Annotated in this window: 13 protein-coding genes and 1 tRNA gene; 8 read left to right on the top strand and 6 right to left on the bottom strand. The window is 53.0% G+C overall.

The features are described from left to right. Positions 1-49 precede the first annotated feature (49 nt). The 5 genes from IPM52_09290 to metG all read right to left on the bottom strand — a co-directional run bounded on the left by IPM52_09290 (position 50) and on the right by metG (position 6,915). Complete coding sequence (locus tag IPM52_09290; GenBank protein MBK9291804.1) at positions 50-1,219, bottom strand: formimidoylglutamase; 1,170 nt, start codon at positions 1,217-1,219, stop codon at positions 50-52. Between the two features lie 37 nt (positions 1,220-1,256). Then, positions 1,257-3,584 carry a type I DNA topoisomerase gene (gene topA / locus IPM52_09285; protein ID MBK9291803.1) on the bottom strand — a complete coding sequence of 776 codons (2,328 nt, stop codon included), beginning with the start codon at positions 3,582-3,584 and terminating at the stop codon, positions 1,257-1,259. A 170-nt stretch (positions 3,585-3,754) separates the two neighbouring features. Beyond that, positions 3,755-3,826: transfer RNA gene (locus IPM52_09280), tRNA-Arg, on the bottom strand. Positions 3,827-3,874: 48 nt separating this feature from the next. After that, positions 3,875-4,840, bottom strand: coding sequence for a transaldolase (tal, locus tag IPM52_09275; protein MBK9291802.1), 966 nt, complete (start codon positions 4,838-4,840; stop codon positions 3,875-3,877). An 11-nt stretch (positions 4,841-4,851) separates the two neighbouring features. Next, positions 4,852-6,915 carry a methionine--tRNA ligase gene (gene metG / locus IPM52_09270; protein ID MBK9291801.1) on the bottom strand — a complete coding sequence of 688 codons (2,064 nt, stop codon included), beginning with the start codon at positions 6,913-6,915 and terminating at the stop codon, positions 4,852-4,854. A gap of 55 nt (positions 6,916-6,970) precedes the next feature. Between metG and IPM52_09265 the strand changes: the two genes are divergently transcribed. From IPM52_09265 to IPM52_09250, 4 genes are all read left to right on the top strand, one after another. Further along, positions 6,971-7,876 carry an LD-carboxypeptidase gene (locus IPM52_09265; protein ID MBK9291800.1) on the top strand — a complete coding sequence of 302 codons (906 nt, stop codon included), beginning with the start codon at positions 6,971-6,973 and terminating at the stop codon, positions 7,874-7,876. A 76-nt stretch (positions 7,877-7,952) separates the two neighbouring features. After that, a complete protein-coding gene (locus IPM52_09260; GenBank protein ID MBK9291799.1) occupies positions 7,953-8,315 on the top strand; it encodes a YraN family protein in 363 nt (120 codons plus the stop codon). Positions 8,316-8,348: 33 nt separating this feature from the next. After that, positions 8,349-9,239, top strand: a complete 891-nt coding sequence (locus IPM52_09255; protein ID MBK9291798.1) for an NAD-dependent epimerase/dehydratase family protein — start codon at positions 8,349-8,351, stop codon at positions 9,237-9,239. A gap of 50 nt (positions 9,240-9,289) precedes the next feature. Next, entirely contained in the window at positions 9,290-10,345 is a 1,056-nt protein-coding gene (locus IPM52_09250) for a glycosyl hydrolase 53 family protein (GenBank protein ID MBK9291797.1), read from the top strand. Between the two features lie 72 nt (positions 10,346-10,417). Here IPM52_09250 and IPM52_09245 read toward each other — a convergent pair whose 3' ends face one another. Continuing rightward, a complete protein-coding gene (locus IPM52_09245; protein MBK9291796.1) occupies positions 10,418-10,933 on the bottom strand; it encodes a nuclear transport factor 2 family protein in 516 nt (171 codons plus the stop codon). Positions 10,934-11,166: 233 nt separating this feature from the next. On the opposite strand from IPM52_09245, the gene atpB reads away from it, so the two are divergent. The 4 genes from atpB to atpH all read left to right on the top strand — a co-directional run bounded on the left by atpB (position 11,167) and on the right by atpH (position 13,735). Next, positions 11,167-12,261: a F0F1 ATP synthase subunit A gene (gene atpB, locus IPM52_09240; GenBank protein MBK9291795.1), complete on the top strand. Its 1,095-nt coding sequence runs from the start codon at positions 11,167-11,169 to the stop codon at positions 12,259-12,261. A 35-nt stretch (positions 12,262-12,296) separates the two neighbouring features. Next, positions 12,297-12,557, top strand: coding sequence for an ATP synthase F0 subunit C (gene atpE / locus IPM52_09235; protein MBK9291794.1), 261 nt, complete (start codon positions 12,297-12,299; stop codon positions 12,555-12,557). Between the two features lie 98 nt (positions 12,558-12,655). After that, the gene (gene atpF, locus IPM52_09230) at positions 12,656-13,153 is read left to right on the top strand and encodes a F0F1 ATP synthase subunit B (GenBank protein ID MBK9291793.1); all 498 of its coding nucleotides are present in this window, start codon (positions 12,656-12,658) and stop codon (positions 13,151-13,153) included. A gap of 21 nt (positions 13,154-13,174) precedes the next feature. Next, positions 13,175-13,735, top strand: a complete 561-nt coding sequence (gene atpH, locus IPM52_09225) for an ATP synthase F1 subunit delta (protein ID MBK9291792.1) — start codon at positions 13,175-13,177, stop codon at positions 13,733-13,735. Positions 13,736-13,742: the final 7 nt, after the last annotated feature.

The following is a 13,742-nucleotide window of genomic DNA, read 5'->3' as shown; positions in this document are numbered from 1 at the left end:
AAAGTTCAACAATAAAAAAGGCTGTGAGCCCGACTCACAGCCTTTTTTATTACATCAGCTTCTGATAGAACTGCCACCACCTGTCGGGCAGCTCGTCTTGCAAAGCCTGCTGATAGTCGGCTTCGGAGCAAGGCACATAGTGGTGCTTTTCGTATTTGCTGCCGGCTTGCCTGCTCATGCTCAGGTCGATCCACCAGCGGCCCGACTTTTTACTTTTCAGGAAGATAAGCTCGTCGGTATGCCCTTCAATTTTAACGAGATAGCGCACAAAGCCTTCTGTCGTTGAACCGGGTGTGTCGCCAAAGCGGTGGGCGATCCCATCGATAAAGTACCAGATCATTTGTGCAATAAGCTCGGCTGTAATTCTGCCGCGGTCGAGGGTGGGGTTGTATTCGAAAAATCCGGCCGAACTCAGCTTGTCGCTCATTCCGGCGTAACGGGCAATGCGGCAGGCCTCTTCGCCCGTCAGTCCGTTCGGAATGGCGTTGCCGTTGCCCGGGGCATCGGCTGCACGTATGGCGGTGAGGTCGAAACTCAGGATATCGGCATTGCGAAGTGCTGGCTCGGTTTCCCCTATGTTTGTCCTGATGTTGCCCAGGCGATACACATCGAAAAGGAGGTTCGACATCAGTTCGAGGCTCTGCTGGTCCACCAGGTAGGTCTGGTATCCCAGGTTGGTGTAGTTGAACAGAAAATTGGGCTGCGACATGATGATGTGCGACAACCACGAACGGCTGCCAAGGGGGCTTTGGTCGGTGCCCAGGTCGAAAATTGGGTCAACGGAAGTGATGTTGACCAGCCTTGACAACTGTTGGTAGGCCTGATACAATGCATAGGTCAGGTCGTGGCTTCCGCCGATAACCACAGGGATGATTTTCTGGTTCAGCAGTTCGGCAACAACCTGGCTGAGAGCGAAATAGGTGTCGTCGATCGAAAAACCTGCCCTGATGTTGCCCAGGTCGGCAATATGGAGGGCGGGCCAATGCGAAAACAGGCGATAAAAGGCAGCCCTGACGGCATCAGGGCCGTGAAGACAGCCTTCGTTGTTGTCGGCTCCCCGCTCTTCTTTCACGCCAAGCAGGGCAACCCTCACGCCTTCGAGCGAAGGAAATGTGTCGTGGTGAATGCGCATGCTTTGCCCCAGCGGCAGATGCCCGGGCCAGGCTCCGGCAACATGGGGCACCTCGCGCACAGGTTCGAGAAATATCTTGAAGTCCATCTGGTTTTCCGGATTGTGGTGGATAACAGCTTGTGCCTCAGCTCTTCTTCTTTACAAAACGTTTCTTGGGGGCGTTATCGGGATTGGCCACAATGCTTTTGCAGTCTTCGAGGCTCAGGCCAGCCGGGTCGGTGCCTTTGGGTATTTTGTAGTTTTTGCCCTTGTAGCTGATGTATGGACCAAAGCGGCCGTTCAGGACACGAAGATCGGGTTCTTCGGCAAAGGATCTGATGATGGACTCGGCCTGTTTGTTGCGCTTTTCCTGAATCAGTTCGATGGCCCTTTCGATGCCTATCGAACCGGGGTCGTCGGTTTTGCTGAGGCTGAAAAACTGCCCGTCGTGGCGCACATAAGGCCCGAAGCGTCCGACCGAAACCACCACTTCCTTGTTTTCAAACTCACCCAGATAGCGGGGAAACTCGAAGAGCTTAAGCGCCTCCTCCAGAGTGATGGTCTCCATGCTCTGGTCTTTGCGCATCCCTGCAAAACGGGGTTTTTCGTCCGAGTCGGTGTCGCCTATCTGTATCATCGGGCCGAAGCGTCCTACTTTGACATAGACATTCTTGCCCGTGGCCGGATCAATGCCCAGCAAGCGTTCGCCCGAAAACTTCCCGGCATTGGTGGTTGTTTCGGTCACTGATTTGTGGAAGGGTTTGTAGAAATCGCCTATCATCTTGTTCCACTTTTTCTTTCCCATGGCGATTTCGTCGAATTCCTTCTCTACGTTGGCTGTAAACTGGTAATCCACAATACTTTCGAAGTATTCCATCAAAAACCTGTTTACCAATATGCCGATGTCGGTCGGCACGAGTTTGCCTTTTTCCTGTCCGACCAGTTCGGTCAGTGTTTTTTCTTTGATCTTGCCGGCCTGAAGGATCAGTTGCTTGTACGGACGTTTTTCGCCCGGCCGGTCTTCCTTCTTCACATATTCGCGTTTCTGAATCGTGGAGATGGTGGGGGCGTAAGTCGAAGGACGGCCAATGCCCAGTTCTTCCAGTTTTTTAACCAGGCTGGCTTCGTTGTAGCGGGGCGGCTGGCGTGTAAAGCGCTGGGTAGCAAGTATCTGGTCGGCTTCGAGTTGTTGTCCTTTGCGCAATGGGGGCAGCATGCCAACCTGGTTTTCCTGGCCTTCGTCTTCTGTGCTTTCGAGGTATAGTTTGAGAAAACCGTCGAAAAGCACCACTTCGCCTGTGGCCACAAAATGTTTGTCGCTGGTGCTGATGCTGATATTCACCACTGTGCGCTCGAGCCTGGCGTCGGCCATTTGCGAGGCCACGGTGCGTTTCCAGATGAGTTCGTAGAGCCTTTTTTCGTCGGCCGTTCCGCTGATTGTGGCATGCTGGATGTAGGTGGGACGGATGGCTTCGTGCGCTTCCTGTGCGCCCTTGGTTTTGGTGGTGTATCTGCGTGTTTTGACGTATTCCTGACCGTAGCTTTCGGCTATCACCTTGGCGGCTGTGTTCAGGGCCAGATCCGACAGGTTAACCGAGTCGGTACGCATGTAAGTGATCTTACCCGATTCGTAAAGCGCCTGTGCCACACGCATGGTGTTGGCCACCGAAAAACCCAGTTTCCGGCTGGCTTCCTGTTGCAGGGTGCTGGTGGTAAACGGAGGTGCAGGCGACTTTTTCGAAGGTTTTTTCTCAACCGCATCTATCTGATAGCTGGCGCCTACGAGTTGCTGCAAAAAGGCCATGGCCTCGCTTTCGTGCTCGAAACGCTCGGGCAGCTCGGCCGTAAAGGTGTGCTGCTGACCACCTGAACCAGATGCGGTGAATTGTGCCGAGACTTTGAAAAACGACTGTGTCTGAAATTGTTTGATCTCCTCTTCTCTTTCCACAATAAGCCGCACAGCCACCGATTGCACCCGGCCTGCCGACAAGGCGGGTTTAACTTTTTTCCACAGGAGTGGCGAAAGTTCATATCCTACCAGACGATCGAGCACGCGGCGTGCCTGCTGGGCTGCAACGAGGTTGAGGTCGATGTCGCGCGGATTTTCGATGGCTTTCAGTATGGCGTCTTTGGTAATCTCATGAAAAACAATACGCCTTGTCTTTTCTTTTTTCAGACCAAGTGCCTTGAAAAGATGGTACGAGATGGCTTCTCCTTCGCGGTCTTCATCCGAAGCCAGCCACACCATATCGGCATCGCGGGCGGCCTTGCGCAGCTCGGCTACCAGCTTGTTTTTGTCGGGAGCAATTTCGTACTGCGGTTCAAAACCATTTTCTATGTCAACACTTAACTGGTTCTTGTTCAGGTCCATCACATGGCCGTAACTCGAAAGTACCTTAAAGTCTTTGCCAAGATAGCCTTCGATGGTTTTGGCCTTGGCAGGTGATTCAACAATGACTAAGTTTTTTGGCATGGGTTGAGTAAGGGGATAAATCGGGGGCAAAAGTAAATTTTTTCGGTGAGTCATATATATAAGGTGTAGGCTGTGTAGTTATGTACGATTGCCGGACAGCCGGTGTGATTCATCGGCTCGCTGTGGCAGGATGACTAAACAAAAAAGCCGCACACCGGCGGCATTTCTTGTAGCCCCACCAGGACTCGAACCTGGATTTAAAGTTTAGGAAACTTCCGTTCTATCCCTTGAACTATGGGGCCAGACAGGCTGCAAAGGTAAGCAATTTTGCAAGTTTCAGCAAAAAGGCATCATGCAAACAAACGCGGCTCGACCATTTGTTCCAGCTTGCGGGTGTCGGCGGCAAACCGACGGATACCCTCAGCAAGTTTTTCGGTAGCCATGGCATCTTCGTTGAGCAGCCACCTGAAGTGTTTTTCGTCGGCCGCCATGCGTTCAACAGGCATCGATTTAGCGCGCGAGGCATCCAACTTTGGCTCCACAGCTGTGTTCATCTGTTGCAGTTCGGCCAGCAACGACGGGGCAATGGTAAGCAGGTCGCATCCGGCAAGGGCCAGTATTTCGCCACTGTTGCGGAAACTTGCCCCCATCACTTCGGTGCGATAGCCGAAGTGCTTGTAATAGTTGAAGATTTCGGTCACCGAGATCACACCGGGATCTTCTTCGGCGGGAATGTGATCCACCTTGCGGAAAGCTTTGTACCAGTCGAGAATTCGTCCTACGAAGGGCGAGATGAGCTGCACCCCGGCTTCGGCACAAGCCACCGCCTGAATCTTTGAAAAGAGCAGGGTCAGGTTGGTGTGTATGCCTTCCTTTTCGAGCACTTCGGCTGCCCTGATGCCTTCCCAGGTGGAGGCAATCTTGATCAGGATGCGCTGGCGGTCAAAACCAGCTGCTTCGTACAACGCAATGAGGTGGCGGGCCTTGGCAATGGTGGCCTGGCTGTCGAACGAAAGCCGTGCATCCACCTCTGTTGAGACCCTGCCGGGGACAATCTTCAGAATTTCGAGGCCAAAATTCACGGCCAGCATGTCGAGGCAGGCGGCCAGACGGGCCTCCCTGGGGGTATTCATTTTTCGGGCTGCCGCCACAGCTTCGTCAACCAGATGGGCATACCGCTCATCGGCAGCCGATTGCAGGATGAGCGAAGGGTTGGTGGTGGCATCTTCGGGCTGATAGATGCGCATGCTTTCAAAATCGCCTGTATCGGCTACCACCCGGGTGTATCGCCTGAGTTGTTCGAGTGCGTTTTCCATGGGATATGTGGCTATTTTACTTCGCTTCCGGGATGAAAGTCCTCGGTGGGTGACACAAAACAGAGTTTACCTTCGTTGTTTTCGGCCATCAGGATCATGCCCTGCGACAGGATTCCGCGAATTTCGCGTGGGGCCATGTTGACCAGCATCACCACTTTTTTGCCGATGATTTCTTCGGGTTTGTAGTGCTCGGCAATACCACTGACGATGATTCGCCGGTCGATGCCGGTGTTTACGGTCAGTTTGAGCAGTTTTTTGGCTTTGGGCACACTTTCGGCATGTTCGATCACGGCTGTGCGGATGTCCATGCGTGCAAAGTCGTCGTAGCTGATCGGTTCTTTCTGAGGCTTCACAGCCGGGGCTGTCTTTTGTTCGTTGGCTTTGCGGGTTTCGAGCAGTTTGTTCACCTGAGCCTCAATGGCTGCGTCTTCAATTTTTTCGAAGAGGTAGCCCGGTTCGCCCAGCACATGTCCGGCAGGCAACAGCTCTGCGGCTTCAGCGTCCTGCCATTTGCTGAGTTTAAGGCGGATCATGCCCGACAACTTTTGTGCACTGAAAGGCAGGAAAGGTTCGCTGAGCAGCATCAGACCGGCCACCACCTGCAGCGATACGTAAAGTATGGTCTGCACCCTTCCGGCATCTGTTTTGATGAGTTTCCAGGGTTCGTTGTCGGTGAGGTATTTGTTGCCGGCCCGTGCCAGGTTCATCAGCTCGTTGAGCGCTTCGCGGAAACGGTAGTTCTCTATGCTTTGGCCAATGTTTGCGGCGGTGTTTCGTATGGCAGCAAGCAGCTCCTTATCCGTGTCGCTGAGGGCCTGGGGCTGGGGCACGGTGCCGCCGAAATATTTTTGGGTGAGCACCAGTGTGCGGTTCACAAAATTGCCGTAGATGGCCAGCAGCTCGCTGTTGTTGCGTGCCTGAAAGTCTTTCCAGGTAAAATCGCTGTCTTTGGTTTCGGGCGCATTGGCGGTGAGCACGTAGCGCAGCACATCCTGCTTTCCCGGAAAGTCGTTCAGGTATTCGTGCAGCCATACGGCCCAGTTGCGCGAGGTGGAGATCTTGTCGTTTTCGAGGTTCAGAAATTCGTTGGCCGGCACATTGTCGGGCAGGATGAAACTGCCCTCGCTGCGAAGCATGAAAGGGAAAATGATGCAGTGAAACACGATATTGTCCTTGCCGATGAAATGCACCAGCTTGGTGTCGTCGTTTTTCCACCAGGGCTCCCAGTCTTTGCCCTGTGTCTGTGCCCATTCGCGGGTGGCCGAGATGTAGCCGATAGGTGCGTCGAACCACACATACAATACTTTGCCTTCGGTGCCGGGCAAAGGCACTTTCACACCCCAGTCGAGGTCGCGGGTTACCGCCCTGGGCTGCAAACCCTGGTCGATCCACGATTTGCACTGGCCGTACACATTTGTTTTCCAGTCGTCTTTGTGGCCCTCCAGTATCCATTCGCGCAGCCAGGGTTCGGCCTTGTCGAGGGGCAGATACCAGTGTTTTGTTTCTTTGAGCACAGGCGCATTGCCACTCAGGGCCGAGCGCGGATTGATGAGATCGAGCGGACTGAGCGAGGTGCCGCAGCGCTCGCACTGGTCACCGTAGGCCTTCTCGAAACTGCAATGTGGACAGGTGCCGGTGATATAACGGTCGGCCAGAAACTGCCCTGCTTCCTCATCGAAATACTGCTGCGACGACTGCTCGATAAACACCCCTTTTTCGTAAAGCCTGCTGAAAAAATCGGCGGCCGTCTGGTGGTGGATTGGGGCCGAAGTGCGCGAATATACATCGAACGAAATACCGAATTCTTCAAACGACGCTTTGATGATGTTGTGGTATTTGTCCACTACTTCCTGCGGGCTCACACCTTGCTGGCGTGCTTTGATGGTGATGGGCACCCCGTGCTCGTCGCTGCCGCCGATAAAAAGCACTTCTTCGCCTTTGAGCCTGAGGTAACGCACGTAGATGTCGGCCGGCACATACACCCCGGCCAGGTGCCCGATGTGGATGGGACCATTGGCGTAGGGCAGGGCCGAAGTCACGGTGTAGCGCCGGAATTGTTTACTTTTGGTTTCCATTCTGCAAAGAATGAGGTTATTGGAAAATTTTTGCAAAGGTAGAGAATAGCCTCCAATGATATTGCCACCCCCGCTCCAAAAGGGCGATACTGTTGCCCTGGTTTCGCCGGCACGGTTCGTTGCACCGGCCGAAGTGTCGCATTTTATCCGTTTTGCTTCCGATTCCGGCTGGAAAGTCAGAACCGACGAGGTATGTTTTGCCCGTCATCATCAGTTTGGCGGAACTGATGCACAGCGTGCCCGGCATTTGCAGGCAATGATAGACGACCCAACGGTGAAGGCCGTTTTTTGCACACGCGGAGGTTATGGCAGCCTGCGCATTGTGGACGAAATAGACTTCGGGATTTTGTACGAGCGGCCAAAATGGCTGGTGGGTTTTTCGGATATCACTGTGTTTCATGCCAGGCTTCAGGCATTGGGTCTGGCAAGCCTGCATGCCCCCATGCCGTTCAATTTCGGACCCGACGATGCACCTGCATTCCACCTGCTTCGGCAGTTTCTCGAACACAAGCCGCAAGGCACAGCCATACCGGTCCACGAGCTTAACCGTTGCGGAACTGCCGAAGGCATACTTGCGGGAGGCAATCTTTCGATACTTTATGCCCTGAAAGGCTCGCGCACTTTGCCCGACCCTGAAGGAACAATCCTGTTCATCGAGGACGTGGACGAATACCTTTACCACATTGACCGCATGGTGCTTTCGCTGAAGCGTGCCGGCCTGCTGGCCCCACTGGCCGGCCTGGTGGTTGGCGCATTTACAGATATGAAAGACAACCACATACCCTTTGGCTGCACAGCCGAAGAAATCATCCGCCAGCACACCGATGCCTACCATTATCCCGTTTGCTTTGGCTTTCCGGCCGGACATATCAGTCAGCAACAGCCCCTTTTGCTGGGTGCCAAAGTCCGGCTTTCGGTAAACCTCGATGGGGCCACATTGAATTATGCTGGCTTGGACTAACCTGAATTTTTTTATAGCTTTGTGGCAAGGAAGACTTTTCATTTTGTAACAACCAAACTCCCCATTTTCTTTACTCATGGCCGAACACAACGACCTCGGCAAAACCGGGGAAGAAATGGCCCTCAAACATCTTAGGGCGATGGATTACGAAATTCTGGAGACCAATTGGCGTTTCGGACGCGACGAAATCGACATCATCGCCCGCGACAAGGATACCCTGGTGATCATCGAGGTGAAAACCAGGGCCACAAACTGGTATGGTGAGCCCGAATTTGCCGTCAACAAAGCCAAACAGCGTATCCTTATCCGGGCTGCCGAAGCCTACATCATGAAGCACGACCTGAACCTCGACACCCGCTTCGACATCATCTCGGTCATCATCAGCCCACAGGGCAAAACCGTACATCATATCGAAGATGCTTTCTATCCCACTTTGTAAATCAATCAGATGCAATCAATCCAATCCTAAGTTATGACACAGACCATTCTGGGCGCCGGTGGTCCCATCGGAACCTCCCTGGCCATTCACCTGACCTCTTTCACCGGAAACATCCGGCTTGTGGGCCGCAATCCCCGCAAGGTTAACCCCACCGATATGCTCCACCGGGCCGACCTGACCAATGCGGCCGAAGCCAGAATGGCTGTCGAGGGCAGCAGCATCTGCTACCTCACCGTCGGGCTGGAATACAAAACAAGCGTGTGGCAGAAATATTGGCCGGTGCTCATCCGCAATGTGGCCGAGGCTTGCATGATGCACAAGTGTAAACTGGTGTTTTTCGACAACGTGTATGCCCTCGATCCGGCTCATTTCGGGCAGATAACCGAGCAAACCCCCATCAAACCCTCAAGCAAAAAGGGTGAGGTGAGGGCTTTTGTGGATATGTACATCCAAGGCCTGGTGGACAAAGGCAAGCTTGATGCCATGATTGTGCGCTCACCCGATTTTTTTGGTCCCATGAAACAAACGAGCATGCTCATGATCATGGTGTACGACAACCTGGCCAAAGGCAAGGCAGCCCAGTGGATCTGCAATGCCGATATGCCCCACAACATGGGCTATGCGCCTGAACTTGCACAGGCCACAGCCTTGCTTGGCAATACCCCCGAAGCATACAACCAGATATGGAACCTGCCCACCCACAGCCATTGCCCCACCGGTCGCGAATGGACAGCCCTGATTGCCGGCTTGCTCAACAAACCGGCCAGGGTGAATACCTTACCTGCTCCGATGATGCGTATGCTGGGCGTGTTTGTGCCCGTGCTCAGGGAATTGTACGACGTGAGGGCGCAGTGGGACAGACCCTATTTTTTTGATAGCAGCAAGTACAATAAGTATTTCAAAACCAGTCCGATAACACACTAGGAAGCGTTGAAACTTACCGTCGACGCCCTCACCAGGCCATTGATATGACGATGTTCCGATTGCTGGCCATCTGCAGCCTGGCCATTGGCATCCTGATGTTGCCGGCCTGCCGCAGGTCGGAAGAAAAAGTGGACCTGTTTGTGCGTGGCGCAGATGTGTCGTTTCTGCCTGATATTGAAGCCTCAGGATATGTGCTCCGCAACAGTGCCGGCAAAGCCGAGGATCCGCTTGCGACACTGCAAAAAGCCGGTGTGAACACCATAAGAATCAGGGTCTGGAATCATCAGGCACATCCGGTTTCGTCGCCGCAGGTGGTGGCCGGTCGGGCTGAACGCTGCCGGCAACTTGAGCTGCGCGTCATGCTAAGCCTGCACTACTCCGATACCTGGGCCGACCCGGGAAACCAGCAAAAACCAGCCGCCTGGCAGGGCATACCATTCGATGCGCTTCGCGACAGTGTGTACGATTTTACCTATCGCATCACAAAAACGATCCGGCCCGAATACATCCAGGTGGGCAACGAAATCAACGGCGGGTTTTTGTGGCCCGATGGTTCATCGGCTAACCACCAGGCATTTGTGCAATTGCTCCAGGCCGGAGTTTCGGCGGTCAGGGCAGCAAACCCGGGAAGCAGGATAATCCTGCATTATGCCGGCATCGACGGAGCGCCGGAGTTCTTTGGTCGCCTCAGCGAAATCAGTTACGACCTGGCCGGATTGAGCTATTATCCCTATTGGCATGGCACCAGCCTCGAAACCTTGAGCCAGACCATCCGCCAGCTTAAAGCCCAAACCGGCCGCGAAGTGATTGTGGCCGAAACGGCCTATCCTTTCAGCCTGCAATGGAACGACAATACGCACAACGTGATTGGCCAGCCCGAGCAGCTTCTGCCCGGATATCCGGCCACACCTCAGGGCCAGCGCGACTTTGTCTGCCGGATCAGGCAGCTTGCCGAGGAGGCAGGAGCCACAGGCTTTTGCTACTGGGGTGCAGAATGGGTGAGCTACAAAGGCCCCGCAGCAACCAATGGTTCGAGCTGGGAAAACCAGGCCTTGTGGGACTTTGAGGGCAAAGCCCTGCCTGCCATGGATTGCTTCAGGAAATAGGAACAACAGGCGCACTGATCGGGCGAAATAATTTTTCCCAAGCCTGCATGAAAATGATCGGCTTCTGCGGCTTTATTTACCCAGATTGATCTGGGCAGGCACCGAAAGGTGGCCCTGCACCATCTTCCACTGTCCGTCCTCGTTTTTGGTGAGCACTCCGGTAAAACGGATGCCGTCGAAGTTCATGGCCTTATCCTCATACATGAAGCTGTAATTCATCCGCTGCGAAAACCAGGCCGTCCTGCCGTCATTGCTTAGCCGTATAAACTGATCTTTTACAGCAATATAAGTGTCGTTGATCAGCCCGAATTGTTTGCGGTAGGCATTCCGGATGCTGTGCCAGCCCATCAGTCGTTCGTCGCTGTCGGTGCCCAGCAACATGGCGCTGTCGCCACTTTCCCAAATATTTTCTATGGCTTTGAAGTCCTGATTTTCGATGGCTATCATATACTTTTCGAGGACATTCTCCACTTTTTCGCGCTCGCGATCCAGGTCGGTCTGCCCGGGGCTTTCGTCAGGCCGTCCGCCGCTGCACGATCCGCAAATGGCAGCAATAAAAACCAGCAACAGGGTGTAAATGTTTTTCATGGCAAAATGGTTTCTGATTCAGTGCCTTAAGATACAAAAACCTGATGGGCTAAAGCAAGGGCATGCCAATTTTTAACTGTTCCGGCCCGGAAACCACTCATCAATGCCGGCAAAAAGGCTGTTTTTCAAACATTTTGGGATTTTTAGCTTTCCTAATTCCAAATTCTTCCGTAAAATTGCACCTTCAAACCAGTAAGTCGAAAAGCCTCCTGTACACAATGAAAATATTTGATATAAAGAGAGTTAGGATTTATCTGTTTGTTCTTTTTGCCTCATTGTTTTCATCCGCTCCGCATGCCTATGCAGGAGGAGGACACGGAGAGGAGGGCTTCAATGCCGGCGAGATGATCATCTCGCACATTGTGGACGCCTACGAATGGCACATCCTCTCGATAGGGCATACCCATGTGAGCATCCCCTTGCCGGTGATATTGTACGACGAAGGCCAGTGGCACATTTTCAGCAGCGCAAAGTTTCATCACGGCACCGAGAGCTACAAAGGCTACGAACTTGCCACCGAGGGCGCACTCAAAGGAAAGATTGTCCGCCGTGCTGCCGATGGTTCATACATCCGTCCCCTTGATTTTTCGATCACCAAGAACGTGCTCGGCCTGTTCATCGCTTCTGCGCTCGTTATCCTTATCTTCCTCTATGTGGCCCGCATGTACAGGAAAACGCGCAGGCATGCACCCCGCGGATTTCAGGCCATTCTCGAACCCCTCATCATCTTTATCCGCGACGAAGTGATCAAAGCTTCCATTGGCGAGAAACATTACGAAAGATTTGCACCTTACCTGCTCACCCTGTTCTTTTTCATCTTTTTCAACAATCTGATGGGGCTCATTCCCATTTTTCCCTTTGGGGCCAACCTGACAGGCAACCTGGCGGTGACAGGCATACTTGCCCTGTTCACTTTTCTTACCATCATTATCCGGGCCAACAAAAACTACTGGGCGCACATTTTCAACACCCCTGGTGTGCCATGGTGGCTCAAGTTTCCGCTTCCACTCATGCCCATCATCGAGTTGGTGGGGATGTTCATCAAGCCGTTTGTGCTCATGGTGCGTCTCTTTGCCAACATCACTGCCGGTCACATCATCATTCTTGGTTTTATCAGCCTCATTTTTGTATTCGGCCAGACCAACGTATTTGCCGGCTACGGTATCTCCGTGCTTTCGGTGGTGCTGGCCATCTTTATGAATTTTGTCGAATTGCTGGTGGCATTCATCCAGGCCTTCGTGTTCACCTTGTTGTCGGCCATGTATATCGGTTCGGCGGTTGAGGAGCATCACCACGAAGACCATGCCCATGCCGCAGAACATCATTAAAGAAACTTTTTTATAACCCTTAATACCAATCTATCATGCAGTTATTAAGCATCTTACTCGAAGCAGCAACGGATCTTGCCCCTATTGCCAAGGCAGCCGCAGCCATCGCAGCCAGCATTGCCGTTATTGGTGCCGGAATGGGCATCAGCCAGATCGGCCGTGGTTCGGTTGAGTCGATTGCCCGTCAGCCCGAAGCAGCAGGCGACATCCGTTCGAGCATGATCGTAACAGCCGCATTCATCGAAGGTGTAGCGTTCTTCGCCATCGTAGTGTGTCTGCTTATCGTATTCATGTAAAAACCAATGGTTTCCGGCGATCAACGGTTGGTTGAGGCCGGAACCCTTTTTTTGAATTATTCTGTTAGCACATAATACAAGCCAACATTAACTGAATTATGGAACTTGTTAACCCGGGAATCGGACTGGTATTCTGGATGTTGCTCGCATTCGGCGTGGTACTATTTGTGCTTCGCAAATTTGCATGGCCGGCCATCATGCAGGCACTCAAAGAGCGTGAGATGCACATCGAAGAAGCCCTGCGCGCTGCGGATATTGCCCGCGAAGAGATGAAAAAACTCAAGCTCGACAACGAGGAGTTGCTGCGGCAGGCCAAAGAAGAACGCGACCAGCTGCTGGCCGATGCCAAAAAAGTGCGCGACAAACTGCTCGACGAAGCCCGTCAGCGGGGCAACGAAGAGGCCGAACGCATTGTGGCCTCGGCACGCGAACGCATGGAAAACGAGCGCATGGCCGCCATCACCGAGATGAAAAACCAGATTGCCGAGATCTCCATCGAAGTGGCCGAACGCATCCTGCGCGAAAAAATCCAAACCCCCAAAGACCATCAGTCGTTCATCGAAAAGGTGCTCAGCGAAAAGCAACACCTGTCGTAACCTACAACCCCGCACCAGGCCATGAAATCAGGCATACTGCACAAACGCTACGCCCAGGCGCTTTACGACATCGCCCTTGAGCAAAACCAGCTCGAAAGGGTGTATCAGGATGTGAAGCTCATCAATCAGGTGATGGACGAAAACCACCACGAGCTCAGAATTCCGATGATCAATCCGACCATCACACCGGCTAAAAAACGGCGCATCTTCCGCGATATCTTCGGACAGCACATCCATCCCATCACCCTCACCTATTTCGATATCCTTTTCCGCAAAGGACGCGAAAAGGAAATCCCCGGCATTGCCGCCCGCTTCGATGAAGTGTATCTGGAACACCACAACCAGGTGAAAGCAATGCTAACCACTGCCATACCTGTTGACGAAGGCACCAAACAAAAAATTGCAGCACTTGCCGCTCAAAAAACCCACAAATCCGTAATCATCGAAGAACATATTGATCCCGCCATCATCGGCGGATTCAAAATCCGCATCGAGGACTACCTTTACGATGGCAGTGTGGACACGATGCTTAAACGGCTCAGGGCAAAATTCAGGAAAAACCTATACATCAGGGAATATTAAAACAAGA

Source organism: Bacteroidota bacterium, from assembly GCA_016715945.1.
GTDB lineage: Bacteria > Bacteroidota > Bacteroidia > Bacteroidales > F082 > JALNZU01.
Note: the sequence above shows the minus strand (reverse complement) of the source record. Positions and strands in the feature narration are given on the sequence as shown.

Excerpts from the sequence above, each read along its gene's own strand:
- IPM52_09290 (MBK9291804.1), bottom strand. The coding sequence starts at position 1,219 with ATGGACTTCAAGATATTTCTCGAACCTGTGCGCGAGGTGCCCCATGTT.
- topA (MBK9291803.1), bottom strand. The coding sequence starts at position 3,584 with ATGCCAAAAAACTTAGTCATTGTTGAATCACCTGCCAAGGCCAAAACC.
- tal (MBK9291802.1), bottom strand. The coding sequence starts at position 4,840 with ATGGAAAACGCACTCGAACAACTCAGGCGATACACCCGGGTGGTAGCC.
- metG (MBK9291801.1), bottom strand. The coding sequence starts at position 6,915 with ATGGAAACCAAAAGTAAACAATTCCGGCGCTACACCGTGACTTCGGCC.
- IPM52_09265 (MBK9291800.1), top strand. The coding sequence starts at position 6,971 with ATGATATTGCCACCCCCGCTCCAAAAGGGCGATACTGTTGCCCTGGTT.
- IPM52_09260 (MBK9291799.1), top strand. The coding sequence starts at position 7,953 with ATGGCCGAACACAACGACCTCGGCAAAACCGGGGAAGAAATGGCCCTC.
- IPM52_09255 (MBK9291798.1), top strand. The coding sequence starts at position 8,349 with ATGACACAGACCATTCTGGGCGCCGGTGGTCCCATCGGAACCTCCCTG.
- IPM52_09250 (MBK9291797.1), top strand. The coding sequence starts at position 9,290 with ATGTTCCGATTGCTGGCCATCTGCAGCCTGGCCATTGGCATCCTGATG.
- IPM52_09245 (MBK9291796.1), bottom strand. The coding sequence starts at position 10,933 with ATGAAAAACATTTACACCCTGTTGCTGGTTTTTATTGCTGCCATTTGC.
- atpE (MBK9291794.1), top strand. The coding sequence starts at position 12,297 with ATGCAGTTATTAAGCATCTTACTCGAAGCAGCAACGGATCTTGCCCCT.
- atpF (MBK9291793.1), top strand. The coding sequence starts at position 12,656 with ATGGAACTTGTTAACCCGGGAATCGGACTGGTATTCTGGATGTTGCTC.
- atpH (MBK9291792.1), top strand. The coding sequence starts at position 13,175 with ATGAAATCAGGCATACTGCACAAACGCTACGCCCAGGCGCTTTACGAC.